Here is a 14,305-nt window from a genome sequence, read left to right as displayed (position 1 = left end):
ATATCGCAGCATACAAAACAGATTACGGGATTGGGATATTCTAGGACGCTCTCGTTAATTTCTTTTTCCTCTTTACGAGATTCCGTTGGCGCGGCGAACGCGGCGACAGTCGCACGTCTCCGCACTTGGATTCGAAACCCGGGGAAACAGCGCCGGACCACACCGTCTGCGACGAGTCGTCCGCGAGGTCCGTCCCGCTCACTCCGCGTCGAGCAGGCGGGTCAGCAGCGCCTTCTGGGTGTGCATCCGGTTCTCGGCCTGGTCCCAGACGACCGCCCGGTCGCTCTCGAGCACCTCGTCCGTTATCTCCTCGCCGCGGTGGGCCGGCAGGCAGTGCATCACGTCGGCCTCGGGCGCGGCCGCGAGCAGGTCGTCGTTCACCTGGAACCCGTCGAAGTCGCCGAGCTTGGCCTCGCGCTCGTCCTCCTGACCCATGCTGACCCAGACGTCTGTGTAGACGACGTCGGCGCCCTCGACGGCCGCCTCGGGGTCGCGGACGACCTCGGGCGCTTCGCCCTGCTCGTCGGCCCGCGCGAGGACCTCCTCGCCGGGGCCGTACCCCTCGGGCGTCGCCATCGTCAGGTCGAGGCCGACCATCGCGGCGCCGACCGCGAACGACCGCGCGACGTTGTTGCCGTCGCCGACCCAGGCGACCGACACGTCCTCGAAGCCGTCGAAGCGCTCGTAGATGGTGAACAGGTCCGCCAGCGTCTGGCACGGGTGGGCGTCGTCCGAGAGCCCATTGATCACCGGGACGGTGGCGTGGGCCGCCATCCCTTCGAGCGCGTCGTGGTCGAACACCCGGGCCATCACGGCGTCGACGTACCGCGAGAGCGCCCTGGCGGTGTCGGCGACCGGCTCGCCGTGGTCGAGGTGGGTGGTGTCGGGCCCGAGGTAGACGGCGTGGCCGCCCAGCTGGGTCATCCCGGTCTCGAACGAGACACGGGTCCGGGTGCTGGGCTTCTCGAACAGCATGGCGAGCGTGCGGTTCGGCAGGACGGCGTGTGCCGTGCCCGTGTGGTGGGCCACCTTCAGCTCGCCCGCGGTCGACAGTATCTCGGCGAGCTCGTCGGCCGAGACGTCGTCGACGGTCAGGAACTGGCTGGCTGGCGATTCGGCGGTCGGGGCCGCGGCGTCGGCCGCGGGCTGGGTCGTGTCGTTGCTCATGCGTCGGCGAGGTCCTCGGAGACGGCCGTCAGCACGTCGACGGCCCGGTCGAACCCTCCGAGGTCGAGGCGTTCGTTCGGCGCGTGGTCCAGGTCGGAGTCGCCGGGGCCGTAGGTCGCCATGGGGCAGTCCCACGCCCCGGCGTAGAGGTTCATGTCGCTGGTTCCGGTCTTGCGGAGGAGTCGGGGGTCGCCCCCGACTCGTCGGATCGCGGCCCGGAACGCTCGCGCCACCTCGCTGCGGGGCGTCTCCATCACGGGCGGAATCGGCTCCGCCCAGTCGACCTCGCCCGCCGCCAGCTCGGCCTCGACGGCCTCGCGGACGCCCGCCGCGGTCTCGCCCGGCGGAATCCGGAACTGCGCCTCGACGCTCGCCTCCACCGAGAGCCCGTCGGCCGCGGTCCCGCCCGCGAACTCCACGGGCTTGGCGGTCACCCGCTCGAAGACGGGCGTCTCGTCGTCACTCTCGAACCCGGACTCGACCGCCCGCCACCACCGCATCGCCTTCTGGACGGCGTTGGGGTCGGGCCGCGAGGTGTGGACCGAGTCGGTACTCACGGCGTACTCGCCCGCGAGGAACCCCCGGTATCCGAGGGTCACGCCGTCCCAGCCCGAGGGCTCGCCGTTGACCACGGCGTCGGGCTCGTCACGGTCCTCGACGAGGAAGCGCGCGCCCCGCGAGTCGGTCTCCTCGCCGACCACGCCGACGAAGCTGACGCCGGTCTCGACCGCCGCCGCCGCCATCGCCGCGAGGGGTCCCTTGGCGTCGACGCTGCCGCGGCCCCACAGCTCCTCGGTCGCGTTCCCCTCGGCGTCCTCGGTCTCCTCGACGCGCACCGGGATGTCGCCCGGCACGGTGTCGACGTGGGAGGTCAGCAGCACCGAGTCGTCGGCGGGCGCCCGGACGTTGCCGACCTCGTCGAGCCACGCCTCGCGCCCGTGCGCCTCGAAGAAGGCCGCGAGGCGCTCGGCGCACTCGCGTTCCTCGCCGGTGGGCGACGGGACGTCCACGAGGTCGACGAGCAGTTCACGGGCCGCCTCGTCGCTCACGGCGGCGTCGGCGCTCGCGCTCACGTCGACACCTCCGCGAGCGCGCTCTCCAGCGCCTCGACGACCTCGTCGGCGTGGGCCTCCGTGACGGTCAGCGGCGGGAGCAGTCGCACCACGGTCCGGCCGGCGGGCAGCGCCAGCACCCCGTGGTTCATCGCCAGCCGCTTCAGCACGCTGTTGGCGCCCCGGCCGACCTCCGCGCCGAGGAGCAGTCCCTCGCCCCGGACCGTGCGAATCGGTAACTCGGAACCCCTCAGTTTCGACTGGAGGTGACGCCCCACGTCGGCGGCGTTCTCCGGGAGGTTCTCGTCGGCGACGACCTCCAGCGTGGCCTCGGCGGCCGCGCTCACGACCGGCCCGCCCGAGAACGTCGAGCCGTGGGGACCCGACTCCTCGGCGACCCAGTCGGCGCAGAGCGTCGCGCCGACGGGGAGCCCGCCGCCCAGCCCCTTCGCCGAGGTGAGCACGTCGGGTACGACGCCGCGCTTCTCGCAGGCCCACAGCGCCCCGGTCCGGCCGAGGCCGGTCTGGATCTCGTCGAAGACCAGCGCCGCGCCGGTCTCGTCGGTCACCTCGCGGGCCGCCTCCAGGTAACCCTCGGGCGCGGGGTTGACGCCGCCCTCGCCCTGGACCGGTTCGAGCAGGACCGCGGCCGTCTCGTCGTCGACGGCCTCGGCCAGCGCCTCCTCGTCGCCGTAGGGGACGAACTCGAAATCGCCGGCCAGCGGCTCGAACGGCTTCTTGTACTTGGGCTTCCACGTCGCGGCCAGCGACCCCATCGTCCGGCCGTGGAACCCCCGCTGGGCCGCCACGATCTTGGAGTTGCCGGTGGCGCTCCGGGCGAATTTCAGGGCCGCCTCGTTGGCCTCGGTGCCGGAGTTGCAGAGCCAGACGTTCTCGAGGTCGCCGGGCGCGACCGCCGCCAGCTTCTCGTAGAGCGCGTCGCGGGCCGAGTTGGGGTAGCTGGCCTGCACGAACGTCAGCTTCTCGACCTGCTCCTGGACCGCCGAGACCACCTTCGGGTGGCAGTGGCCGACCGCGGCGACGCCGTAGCTCGCGCCGAAGTCGAGGTACTCGTCGTCGGCGTCGTCGTAGAGGTAGACGTCCTCGCCGCGCTCGATCCGGATCGGTTTCTCGGAGTAGACGAACCCGGACATTATCTCACGGCCCCCGGTTCGAACTCGGTCCCGTGGCCGGTCCTGGCGGCCGTGATGGGGTCGCGGTTGTTCGCGTCGGCGACCGTCACCGACGCCGCGCCGCCCTCCAGCGCCTCGACGGCGGCCATGACCTTCTTCGTCATGAACCCCTCGGCGGCGTCCTCGGCCGCCTCCAGTTCCGCCGGCGTCCCGACCGACTCGATGAGCGAGTCGGGGTCGTCGGGGTCCTCGTAGACGCCCGCCACGTCGGTCAGCACGACGAGTTCGCCGCCCAGTGCGCCCGCGATGGCGGCGGCCGCGCGGTCGGCGTCGGCGTTGACCGGCGTCAGGTCGCCGTCGCTCTCCTCGGCCAGCATCGGCACCGTCACGACCGGGACGTAGTTGCCCGCGAACAGCGTCTCCAGCAGGTCGGCGTCGACCGCCTCGATCTTGCCGGAGTGGTCGCCCCGCTTTATCTTCTTGCGGCCGTCCTCGAGCACCTTGACCGCCGACTTGCGCGGGCCGGTCAGCAGCTTCCCGTCGACGCCCGACAGGCCGACCGCGTCGACGCCCTCGTTCTGGAGGCCGGCGACGAGGTCGGTGTTGAGCTTGCCGGGCAGCACCATCTCGAACACCTCCATCGTGGTCTCGTCGGTGAACCGCCCGACGACGCCGCCGGGGGTCTCGACGTACTCGGGCTCCTCGCCCAGCCGTTCGAGGGTGTCGTCCACGGCAGTCGAGCCGCCGTGGACGACCACCACGTCCTCGCCGTTCGCGACGAGATGGGCCACGTCCGCGAGCGCGCCCGCGGGGTCAACCGCGCGCGCCCCGCCGACCTTGACGACGATGGGGGGACTGTGGTCCTCGTCCTCCTCGCTTGCGAACCCACCGTCAGACGCAGTCTGACGAGGCTCGCGCTCGCCCTGCTCGCGCTCACCTCCGTCGGTCCGGAGGCCGTCGTCGCCGAGGTCGTTGTCGATCAGTTGCTCGTGGGCCGCTTCGAGTTCCGCCTTCGTGTAGCTGTCTTCGGTCATGGGCTTCCCACCGGATGGAGTCCCTGGAAGTCGAGGCCGGCGGTCTCCTCGAAGCCGAGCGCGACGTTGGCGGCGTGGACCGCCTGGCCGGCCGTCCCCTTCACGAGGTTGTCGATGGCGCTGAACACGACGATGCGCTTGTTACCGGGGTCGAGTTCGAATCCCACTTCCGCCATGTTGGTCCCCGCGACCGCCTTGGGCTCGGGGTAGCGGTACACCCCGCCGCCGCCCGACTGGAGCCGGACGAACGGCTCGTCCTCGTAGGCGCCGCGGAAGGCCGACCAGAGGTCGCCCTTCGAGACCGGCCCGTCCGGAAACACGTGGCAGGTCGCGGCCGCGCCCCGGACCATGTCGACCGCGTGGGCCGTGAACGAGACCGAGGCGCCCAGTTCCTGCTCGATCTCGGCCTCGTGGCGGTGGCCGGTCGGCGCGTAGGGCCGGACCACGCCCGAGCGTTCGGGGTGGCTGCCGGCCTTGCTCGCGCCGGCGCCGCCCTCCGAGGAGCCGACCTTCACGTCGGCGACGACCTGCTCGTCGCCGGATAGAATCCCGCCGTCGAACAGAGGGTAGAGGCCGAGAATCGTCGCGGTGGCGTTGCAGCCGCCGGCCGCGACGAGGTCGGCGCCCGGCAGGTCCTCGCGGTGGAGCTCCGGCAGGGCGTACACCGCCTCGTCGAGGAGTTGGGGCGCGTCGTGGCCGTCGTACCACTCCTCGTACTGCTCGGCGGTGTTCAGCCGGAAGTCCGCACTGAGGTCGACCACGGTGTCGGCGACCTCGTAGAAGTCGTCTATCTGTTCCATCGAGACGCCGTGGGGCGTCGCCGCGAACAGGACGTCCACCGAGTCGAGGTCGGCCGGGTCCGAGAACCGGAGGTCGGTTCCCCGGAGGTTCGGGTGGACCGACCCCACCGACTTGCCGGCGTACTCCCGGCTGGTCGCGCCCGCGAGGTCGACGTTCGGGTGGCCGGCTAGGATGCGCAGGAGTTCGCCGCCCGCGAAGCCGCTCCCGCCGACGACGGTCGCGGTGACCGTCTCGTCGGCACTGCCGTCGGCGTCGGCCGCCGAGTCGGTGATGGGCATCAGGCCATCACCTCCTGCTTCGTCCCCTGCGCGGCCTTGGCTTCGAGCCAGTCGACCACCTTCGCGGGCACGTCGACGTCGGTCGCCCCGTTCAGCGACTTGAACTCGACGGTGTGGTTGACCTCGTGGACGGTGTAGTTGGCGCCATCTCCGCCGGTCTCCATCAAATCGACGCCGAGCAGGCCGCCGCCGACCGCGTCGCTGGCGGCCTTCACGAGCGCCTTCGCCTCCTCGTCGAGCTCGAAGGCCTCGGTCTCGGCGCCCTTCGCGGCGTTGGTGAGCCAGTGGTCCGACGACCGGACCATCGCGGCGACGGGCTCGCCGTCGGTCGCGAGCACCCGGACGTCGCGGCCGGGCTTGTCGACGAACTCCTGGACGTAGAACACCTTGTGCTCGTAGTGGCCCAGGGTGGCCTTGTGCTCCAGGATGGCCTCGGCGGCGCTCCGGGAGTCGATCTTCGCCATCAGGCGTCCCCACGACCCGACGACGGGCTTGATGACGCAGGGGTAGCCGAACTTCTCGATGCTCTCCATCGCCGACTCCTTGGTGAACGCCACGTCGGTCGCGGGCGTGGGAACGCCCGCGCCCGCGAGCGCGAGGCTGTTCTGGACCTTGTCGGCGCAGGTCTGTGCGGTCGCCGCGGAGTTGACCACGGGCACGCCGTAGGCCTCGCAGAACTTGGTGGCGTAGAGGCTCCGGCTGGTCGCGAGACAACGGTCCACGACGATGTCGAGGTCCGCGAACACTTCGGGGGCCTCGGTCAGCCCGAACTGGAGGTCGCGGACGTCGATCTTGACCACGTCGTGGCCGCGCTCGCGCAGCTCCGAGAGGAGGAGCTTCTCGTCCTTGCGGATCCGGGAGTAGAGTATTCCGACCTTCACGCGAACCCCTCCGCGGTGAGCGTGAGCTCGAAATCGCTTGCGATTTCGGCGTGCAATTTACTCCCCCCAGTCCTCTTCGAGCTCCGGGGCTCGCTCGAGGACTGGCGGGTTCTGCTCGACGACTTCGAGCTCGGCGCCGCAGGTCGTGCAGTCGACTATCTCTCCTACTTCCGCGTTGTCGTGCAGGGTCACGTCCGCCCCGCATTCGACGCATTCGGTCATAGCAATCTGTAGTATCTCGTATTACCACTTAAAGGCATCGAAATTGTTAAAATAGTTACATTACACGAAGACGAGTCTAAAGGCGTGAAACGGGCAAATGTCGCGTCAGGCCGAAGCCAGTGTCGGACTTCGGAGGTATATAAGTGTGGTCCCGCGAGGGACCGGTGGACCGTCAGACAAGCTGACTCACCTCCCGTCGGCGCAGGTCTGCGGCCTCCGCCAGCGCGTCGCGCTCGCCGGCCAGCGTCGCCTCGTCGTCGGCGACCCCGTCCTCGGCGGTCGACAGGCCCGCGACGACCGCCTCGGGCGCGGGCCCGCCGGCCGAGTCGCGGGCCGCCGCGCTGGCCGCGGGGTCGAGCGCGGTCTCGACGGCCTCGCGGTCGACGTAGGCGTCGAGCGAGTCGCCGAGCACTTCCTCGGCCGCCGCGTCGAGCGCGGCGTAGTCGGCGCCCTCCTCGGCAGCCTTCGCGACCATCTCGTGCGCGTTCCGGAAGGGAACCCCGGCCATCGCGAGCAGGTCGGCCACGCCGGTCGCGGTCGAGAACCCCTCGCCGGCCGCCTCGGCCAGCGCGCTCTCGTCCCACGTCGCGGTCGAGACCGCGCCCGCCGCGACCGCGACCGCCTCGTCGACCGCGTCGACGGTCGACCACGCGTGGGGCGTGGCGCTCTGGAGGTCGCGGTTGTACGCCCGGGGCAGGCCCTTCAGCGTCGTCAGCAGGCCGTTGAGCCCGGCGGCGGCGTCGCCGGCGGTCGCCCGCACGAGTTCGAGCGTGTCGGGGTTCTTCTTCTGGGGCATGATCGAGGAGGTCGACGAGTAGTCGTCCGAGAGCTCGACCAGCCCCTTGTTCGAGAACACCACGAGGTCCTCGGCCAGCCCCGAGACAGTCGTGGCGAGGTTCGCGAGCGCGGCGACGACTTCCACGAGGAAGTCGCGGGTCGACACCGCGTCCATCGAGTTCGCCACGAGGCCGTCGAACCCGAGCAGTTCGGCGGTGCGCTCGCGGTCCACGTCGAAGGGCGTCCCGCCGAACGCGGCCGCGCCCAGCGGCGACCGGTTCACCCGGTCGTAGGCGTCGAACAGCCGCTCGGTGTCGCGGGCCACCGCCTGCTCGTAGGACAGCAGGTAGTGGCCGACGGTCGCGGGCTGGGCGGGCTGGAGGTGGGTGTAGCCGGGCATCACGGTCTCGGCGTGCGCGTCGGCGACCTCGACCAGCGACTTGCGGAGGCCGAGCGTGGACTCGACGGCGTCGAGCACGTCCCCGCGCAGCCGGTACCGGATGCAGGTCGCCACCTCGTCGTTGCGCGACCGGGCGGTGTGCATCTTCCCGCCGACGTCGCCGACGCGGTCGATGACCGCGGTCTCGATGGCGGCGTGGACGTCCTCGCCGTCGGGGAGCGCGTCGAAGCCCGCGGCCTCCACGTCGTCGAGCGCCGAAAAAATCGTGGCGGCCTCGTCGCCGCCGACGATGCCCTGCTCGGCCAGCATCACGACGTGGGCGCGGTCGACCGCGAGGTCCGCGGCGAAGATGCGCTCGTCGGCCTCCATCGAGGAGAGGAACCCGCGGGCGGGGCCGCCGCTGAAGCGGTCGCGGCGGACCACGTCCGAACCGGTCGCAGGTTCCTCGTTCGCCATTCTCTACTCCTCCGTCTCGTCGGTCTCGCCGTCGCCGCTGCCGTCGGTCAGCAGTTCGGCCTTCTTGGCCTCGGCGTTCGCCGCGACCTCGTTGGCCAACCGCGACTGGAAGCCGTGGTACTTCGCCACGCCGGTCGCGTCGCTCTGGGCGATGCCGTCGACCGACTCGGTGTTGAACGAGGCGGCCGACTCGGAGTACACCGCGTACTCGCTCTCGCGGCCGACCGGGCGTGCCTGTCCGCCCTCGAACTTGATGGTGACCGTCCCGGTGACCTTCTGCTGGGTCGCGTCGACGAAGCCGTCGAGCGCGCCCACGAGCGGCGCCGACAGCAGGCCCTCGTAGGCCTTCTCGGCCCACTGCTGGTCGACCTGCTGCTTGAACGCGCGCTCCTCCTCGGTGAGCACGAGCCCCTCCAGCGCCTCGTGGGCGTTGAGGAGGGTGGTCGCGGCGGGGTGCTCGTAGTTCTCGCGGACCTTCAGCCCGAGCATGCGGTCCTCCATCATGTCGGTGCGCCCGACCCCGTGGCTCCCGGCGAGCTCGTTGAGGTGCTCGATGAGCTGGACGGCGGGCAGTTCCTCGCCGTCGATGGCGACCGGATAGCCCTCCTCGAAGGTGATCTCGATGGTCTCGACGTCCTTCCCGCCGGGCGTCTCGGTCCACTCGTAGATGTCCTCCGGCGGGACGTAGCCGGGGTCCTCGAGGTCCGCGCCCTCGACCGACCGGCTCCAGAGGTTGGTGTCGATGCTCCAGTCGCCCTCGTTGCCGCCCTCGACGGGCAGGTCCTTCTCGGCGGCGTACTCCATCTCCCATTCGCGGGTCAGGCCGAGTTCGCGCACCGGCGCGATGACCTCGAGGTCCGACTCGCGCCAGACCGCCTCGAACCGGAGCTGGTCGTTGCCCTTGCCGGTGCAGCCGTGGGCGATGGCGGCACAGTCGTTCTCCTCGGCGACCTCGAGGATGGCCTCGGCGATGACGGGGCGCGCGAGCGCGGTGCCGAGCGGGTAGCCCTGGTAGGTCGCGTTGGCGGTCACGGCGTCGAGGCACTGCTGGGCGAACGCGTCCTTGGCGTCGACGACGTAGTGGTCGAGGTCGAGCGCCTCGCCGGTCTCCTCGGCCTCGTCGAACTCCTCGGCGGGCTGGCCGACGTCGACGGTGACGCCGATGACCTCGTCGTAGTCGTACTCCTCTTCGAGCAGCGGGACGCATACCGTGGTGTCGAGTCCGCCCGAGAAGGCGAGCGCGACGGTCGAGTTGTCTGTCATGATGGTGTGGGTTGGTGTCGTGTGTCGTGTTCGGAATCTAGTTCGCGGACGATACGCGTGACGTCGTCAGCGGCAAACTCGGTGTAGTCGGGGGTGAGGATAGGGTGGGGTCTAAAGGGACCCCGGTCGTCGTCGCGGCGGGAGAACGGAGGCGGACTCGGGGCTCTCGGTGGCGCGCGTGGGCGCTCCGGAACCGCGAGTCCGTGTCATCGAGTACTTCTTGCGTCCCGAGGGGTTTAAACTCTATCGGGTCGGCAAGCATTGCAGTCAACCGGCGCACAGGTGCGAGTGTCTCTCTCGCACTGGCCGCCGCCAAATGCTGTCAGGTATTTGTCCTTCTCCGGTCACTCGTCTGACTCGCCAGTCGACCACCTGATCTCGAACCGCGCGCCGCCCGCCTCGCTCTCGCCGACCGAGACGCTCCAGTCGTGGGCGTCGGCGACCCGCCGGACGATGGCCAGCCCCAGCCCGGTGCCGCCGTCGACCGTCGAGTAGCCGTGTTCGAACACCGAGCCGCGCCGGTCCTCGGGGATACCCGGCCCGTCGTCGGCGACGTAGAACCCCGCGCCACCGTCGAGCGGACCGACCCGGATGGTCACCGCCCCGCCGCGTTCCACGGCGTCGTCGGCGCCTGGCCGACTGCTGGTCGAACCGTGTTCGACTGCGTTCCGGAAGAGGTTCTCGAGCAGTTGCTGGAGGCGCTCGCGGTCGGCCGCGACCGTCACGTCGCCCTCGGCGTCGTAGCTGGCGCCCTCGGCCTCGACGTTCTTCCACGCCGCGGCCGCGACCGCCGAGAGGTCGCGCTCGCCCACGTCGCCGACTCCGTCGTCCTGCCGGGCCAGCGCGAGCAGATTCCGGATGCGCTGTTCCATCCGGTCGTGGGCGCGCCGGACCTGCTCGAAGTCCGCCTCCTCGCCGGTCTCCTCGGCCATGCTGAGGTAGATCCTGGCGACGTTCAGGGGGTTGCGCAGGTCGTGACTCACCACGCTGGCGAACTCCTCGAGCCGGCGGTTCTGCTCGCGGAGCGCCCGCTCGTCGACCAGCCGTTCCTGCTCGTAGCCGAGCCACTGGGAGACGAGTTCGACGTAGAGCCGCTCGTTCTCCGAGAACGACCGGGGTCTCGCCGCGCGGTCGGCGAAGCAGACGGTGCCGTACAGCTCGCCGTCCACGAACAGCTTCGCGCCGACGTAGCAGCCCAGGCCGTACGTCTCGTAGGCCGGGTCGTCGCGCCACCCCTCGGACTCGGCGTCCGCGACGCTCAGCAGTTCGTCGGCCTCGACGGTCTTCCGGCAGTAGGTGTCGGCCAGCGGCGCGGTCCGTCCGGCCTGGAGTAGCTCGTGGGACCCCACCGCGTCGACGATCTCCATGGTGCCGTCCGCGATGTGCGAGACGAACCCCACGTCGACGCCCAGCCGCTCCCGGCCGAGTTCGAGCATCCGGCGGCGCTTCTGCTCGGCGGTGAGGTCGGCGTTCGAGGCGGTCCGGTAGAGCTCCCGGAGCGACGACTCGCTCCCGTCGTCCCTCGGGGTCCCCGACGCCGCGTTCGCGACGCGGGCGACGAGCAGGTCCCGCTGGTCGCGGTCGCCCCGGCGCTCGAGGTAGTCGGTCGCGCCCCGCACCAGCGCCGCGTCGGCGTCGTCGTCGCCCTCGCCGGCGACGAACACGTAGGGGAGGTTCGGCCGGCGGTCCCGCACGGCGTCGAGCAGGGCGAGACCGTCGGCCACGTCGCCGACGACGCAGTCGAACGGCTCGGCGTCCAGCCGGTCGAGCGCGCCCGCCGCGTCGTCCGCCCGCGTCACCGCGAGGTCCGCCCCGTCGTCGACCGCCCCGGCGAAGTCGACGGCGCCCGGCTCGTCGCCGACGTACAGCACCCGGGCCGCGTTCCCAGCCCCTTCCATCTCACCTGTTCGAAGACCCGGAACCGGATAAGTGTGATTGGCCGAGTGGTTGGACGCGGAACAGATCGCCCGCCGGCGGCGAGGTCGAGGCACGCCGCGAGGACGTCGCGCCGGTCGACCGCGACCGACCGTCACCCTCTTGGCCCGCGCCGACCGACCCTCCGGCAGTGTACAGCCTCAACGTCCCGGTTCCCGGCGCGGTCGAGCGCCTGGCCGAGGAGCTCCGGCCCGCGCTGCTCGGCTTCGACGCCGTCCGCGAGCGCCGGGGCCTGGTCTGCAAGCGCCTCGGCGACGAACCGCCGGGCGGGCCCGCGCGCCTGCGCGAACAGGTCCGGACCGCGCTGGCCGGCGCGCCGGCGTTCGAGCTCCGGATCTCGGGCATCGACTACTTCGCCGACCCGCCGCTCGGCGAGGGGCCGGTGGTCTACCTCGCGGTGGAGAGTCCCGGCCTCCGGCGGGTCCACGATGGACTGGTCGAGGAGTTCTCGGTCGTCGAGGCGTTCGAGGGCGACGACTACGTTCCCCACGTCACGCTGGCCCGCGGGGGCGACGTGGAAACCGCCCGCCGTGTCGCCGACCGCGAGGTGGAGCCGGTGTCCTGGACCGCGAACCGGCTGGTGCTCTGGGACGCCGAGTACGGGGAGGAAGTCGCCGAGTTCCCGCTGCCGGCGTAGGTCGCGCGCAGTGACGGCTTTCCGTGGTCATCACCGCGCCGTCACGGCGTCGGCGGCTCGCCGGGCCACGCGTCCCGGTCGGAGTAGAAGTTGAGCATCGCGAACTTCAGCTTCTCGGCCTCGACGTCGAGCATCTCGGCGCGCTCCTCGGGCGGGAACGTCTCGCGGACGCTGTACTTGCCCATCTCGCGCGTCCCGGCCTCGGTGTAGCGTTTGTCGACCAGCAACCGGACGCCGAAGTCGTCGGGCGACCGGATGACCCGGCCCAGCGCCTGGCGGGTCTTCCGGATGGTCGGAATCTCGACCGCGTACTCCCACCCCGAGTCGCGGCCCGACCGGTCGGCGAACGTCCGGTCGTACGCCTCCTGGACCGCCTCCATCCGGTCGTTGAGGTGGGGGTACGGCACCCCGACCACGACCGCGGTCCGGGCCTCGTCGCCGTCGAAGCTGACGCCCTCCGCGAGGGTACCCCACAGCGAGGTGAACAGCGCGGCGTCGTCGGCGGCGACGAACCGCTGGCGCAACTCCTCGACCGACGTGCCGGGCTCGTCCATCAGCAGGGTCGTCCCCGCGCCGTCCTCGCCGAGCTCCCGGCCGAGGCGTTCGTAGTAGCGCTCGGCCTCGGCGTAGCTCGGGAAGAAGAGCAGAGTGTTGCCCGCGGTGAACTTCACGGCGTCGCGCAGCACGCCCGCGATGGCGGCCTGGGTGTCGGGGTCGTCGCGCTCGCTGGAGAACAGCGCGGGGGTCTCGACCGCGAACGTCCGGCGGTTCTCCTCGGGGAACTGGAGGCCGTAGGCGATCTCGACCGGGTCGTCGAGCCCCAGCACGTCGCCGATCACGTCGAACGGCCGGAGGGTCGCGCTCATCAGCACCGTGGCGTACACCTCGCCGAACAGGTCCTCGGTGACCTCCCGGGGGATGCAGGTGTAGAGCTCGGCCCGGCCGTACACCTCGTCGGTCCCCTCGTCGCGCCGGACCGACACCACGGGGTACTGGCCGAGCTCGGCGCTCTCGTCCATGAACGACTGGATGAACGTCGCCGCCTGGAGGGTCTGGCACTCCTCGCGGGTGGTCGACTCGCCGTTCTTGTAGGCCTCCTCGTACTCCTCGTCGAGGTCCCGGCCGAGGTGGACCGCGAGGTCGAGCTCGGTGTCGATGCCCTTGCCGGTGTACTGCTGGAGGAAGTTGAGCGTGAGGTCGTCGCGCCTGTCGTCGTTGGCGATGGAGACGTCCTCCCAGTCGTCGCCGACCTGCTCGCGGTCGCCAAATCCGAAGTTCTCCTCGTAGGTCTCTTCGAGGGCGCGCCGGAACGCCGAGATGACGTTGTAGGCGGGCTCGCTCCGGGCGTCGTCCGAGTCCTGGAGCTCGTCGAGCGCCGAGTCGAGGGTGTTCTCGGTCAGCGTCCGGGTCGCGTGCTCGCGGGCGGTGTCCTCGACGTTGTGGGCCTCGTCGAAGATGGTGATGACGTCCTCGGGGTCGCGGTCGAGCCACCGGAAGAACTGCTCGCGGATCATCGGGTCGAGCAGGTGGTGGTAGTTGCAGACCACCAGGTCGACCCCCTCCATCCCGTCCTTCAGCAGCTCGTAGCCGCAGAGGGTCCGCTCCTCGGCGTAGTCGTAGATGTCGTCGGGCGTGCGCACGTCGTCGTAGAGCCACGAGTAGAACTCCTCGTTGTCGCCGACGAGGTTGTTGTAGTAGTACTCGCAGGTGTTCTGCTCCTCGAGGCTCTCGACGCGCTCCTGGACCTGCTCGAGCTCGTCCATGACCGCGTTCCGGGCCTCGGCCGCCCGTTCGTCGCCCTCCTGGCTCTGCTCCAGTAGCTCCTCCTGGCGGTCCTCTAACTCCGCCAGGTCGCTCTCGGCGTCGACCACCTCGTAGGTGTTGTCCCGGAGCACCTGGCACTCCTCGAACCCCACGTCGATGTGGCACATCGACCCCTTCCCCCGGAACACGACCGCGCGAATCGACTCCTCGGCCGTGATGGCCCGCGCGTCGGCCACGAACTGGCGCATCTGCTGGTGGACGTTGGTCGTGATGACGACCGTCTTGTCCTCCTCGCGGGCGTACTCCAGCGCGGGCACGAGCGACGACAGCGTCTTGCCCGTCCCGCAGGCCCCCTCGAAGAGCACGTCCTGCCCGCGGGAGAAGGAGTTGTAGATGCGATCCATCGCCTCCCGCTGGTTCTCGTACGGCTCCTCGTAGGGGAAGAAGCGCATGTACCCGTTGGTCTCTGCCACGCGGGGGGTTTGCTCGGCGTGGGGTTTAAAGG

The 14,305-nt window shown here is 70.6% G+C and carries 12 protein-coding genes; 1 reads left to right on the top strand and 11 read right to left on the bottom strand.

From position 1 onward, the window contains the following. Positions 1 to 198 precede the first annotated feature (198 nt). From argF to DVR07_RS15475, 10 genes are all read right to left on the bottom strand, one after another. Positions 199 to 1,167, bottom strand: coding sequence for an ornithine carbamoyltransferase (argF, locus tag DVR07_RS15520; protein ID WP_115798173.1), 969 nt, complete (start codon positions 1,165 to 1,167; stop codon positions 199 to 201). Then, positions 1,164 to 2,240: a [LysW]-lysine hydrolase gene (locus DVR07_RS15515; RefSeq protein WP_115798172.1), complete on the bottom strand. Its 1,077-nt coding sequence runs from the start codon at positions 2,238 to 2,240 to the stop codon at positions 1,164 to 1,166. Before DVR07_RS15515 ends, argF begins: the two co-directional genes overlap by 4 nt. Beyond that, positions 2,237 to 3,373 carry an aspartate aminotransferase family protein gene (locus DVR07_RS15510; protein ID WP_115798171.1) on the bottom strand — a complete coding sequence of 379 codons (1,137 nt, stop codon included), beginning with the start codon at positions 3,371 to 3,373 and terminating at the stop codon, positions 2,237 to 2,239. Before DVR07_RS15510 ends, DVR07_RS15515 begins: the two co-directional genes overlap by 4 nt. Beyond that, entirely contained in the window at positions 3,373 to 4,386 is a 1,014-nt protein-coding gene (locus tag DVR07_RS15505; protein ID WP_115798170.1) for an acetylglutamate/acetylaminoadipate kinase, read from the bottom strand. Before DVR07_RS15505 ends, DVR07_RS15510 begins: the two co-directional genes overlap by 1 nt. After that, on the bottom strand, positions 4,383 to 5,465 hold the full coding sequence (argC, locus tag DVR07_RS15500; RefSeq protein ID WP_115798169.1) for an N-acetyl-gamma-glutamyl-phosphate reductase: 1,083 nt from the start codon (positions 5,463 to 5,465) through the stop codon (positions 4,383 to 4,385). The genes DVR07_RS15505 and argC overlap by 4 nt, the downstream gene beginning before the upstream one ends. After that, entirely contained in the window at positions 5,465 to 6,346 is an 882-nt protein-coding gene (lysX, locus tag DVR07_RS15495) for a lysine biosynthesis protein LysX (RefSeq protein WP_115798168.1), read from the bottom strand. Before lysX ends, argC begins: the two co-directional genes overlap by 1 nt. 57 nt (positions 6,347 to 6,403) lie before the next feature. Then, positions 6,404 to 6,568, bottom strand: coding sequence for a lysine biosynthesis protein LysW (gene lysW, locus DVR07_RS15490; RefSeq protein WP_115798167.1), 165 nt, complete (start codon positions 6,566 to 6,568; stop codon positions 6,404 to 6,406). 172 nt (positions 6,569 to 6,740) lie between these two features. Next, complete coding sequence (argH, locus tag DVR07_RS15485; protein WP_115798166.1) at positions 6,741 to 8,201, bottom strand: argininosuccinate lyase; 1,461 nt, start codon at positions 8,199 to 8,201, stop codon at positions 6,741 to 6,743. Between the two features lie 3 nt (positions 8,202 to 8,204). After that, a complete protein-coding gene (locus DVR07_RS15480) occupies positions 8,205 to 9,464 on the bottom strand; it encodes an argininosuccinate synthase (RefSeq protein WP_115798165.1) in 1,260 nt (419 codons plus the stop codon). Between the two features lie 344 nt (positions 9,465 to 9,808). After that, complete coding sequence (locus tag DVR07_RS15475) at positions 9,809 to 11,362, bottom strand: GAF domain-containing sensor histidine kinase (protein WP_115798164.1); 1,554 nt, start codon at positions 11,360 to 11,362, stop codon at positions 9,809 to 9,811. Positions 11,363 to 11,529: 167 nt separating this feature from the next. On the opposite strand from DVR07_RS15475, the gene DVR07_RS15470 reads away from it, so the two are divergent. Beyond that, a complete protein-coding gene (locus DVR07_RS15470; protein ID WP_115798163.1) occupies positions 11,530 to 12,036 on the top strand; it encodes a 2'-5' RNA ligase family protein in 507 nt (168 codons plus the stop codon). 41 nt (positions 12,037 to 12,077) lie between these two features. On the opposite strand, the gene DVR07_RS15465 is transcribed toward DVR07_RS15470, so the two are convergent. After that, a complete protein-coding gene (locus DVR07_RS15465) occupies positions 12,078 to 14,273 on the bottom strand; it encodes an ATP-dependent DNA helicase (protein ID WP_205410994.1) in 2,196 nt (731 codons plus the stop codon). Positions 14,274 to 14,305: the final 32 nt, after the last annotated feature.

This window comes from Halorussus rarus (genome assembly GCF_003369835.1).
GTDB classification, from domain to species: domain Archaea; phylum Halobacteriota; class Halobacteria; order Halobacteriales; family Haladaptataceae; genus Halorussus; species Halorussus rarus.
This window is presented reverse-complemented; position numbering and strand designations above follow the sequence as displayed.

Excerpts from the sequence above, each read along its gene's own strand:
- DVR07_RS15475 (WP_115798164.1), bottom strand. The coding sequence starts at position 11,362 with ATGGAAGGGGCTGGGAACGCGGCCCGGGTGCTGTACGTCGGCGACGAG.
- lysW (WP_115798167.1), bottom strand. The coding sequence starts at position 6,568 with ATGACCGAATGCGTCGAATGCGGGGCGGACGTGACCCTGCACGACAAC.
- DVR07_RS15480 (WP_115798165.1), bottom strand. The coding sequence starts at position 9,464 with ATGACAGACAACTCGACCGTCGCGCTCGCCTTCTCGGGCGGACTCGAC.
- DVR07_RS15510 (WP_115798171.1), bottom strand. The coding sequence starts at position 3,373 with ATGTCCGGGTTCGTCTACTCCGAGAAACCGATCCGGATCGAGCGCGGC.
- argC (WP_115798169.1), bottom strand. The coding sequence starts at position 5,465 with ATGCCCATCACCGACTCGGCGGCCGACGCCGACGGCAGTGCCGACGAG.
- argF (WP_115798173.1), bottom strand. The coding sequence starts at position 1,167 with ATGAGCAACGACACGACCCAGCCCGCGGCCGACGCCGCGGCCCCGACC.
- DVR07_RS15505 (WP_115798170.1), bottom strand. The coding sequence starts at position 4,386 with ATGACCGAAGACAGCTACACGAAGGCGGAACTCGAAGCGGCCCACGAG.
- argH (WP_115798166.1), bottom strand. The coding sequence starts at position 8,201 with ATGGCGAACGAGGAACCTGCGACCGGTTCGGACGTGGTCCGCCGCGAC.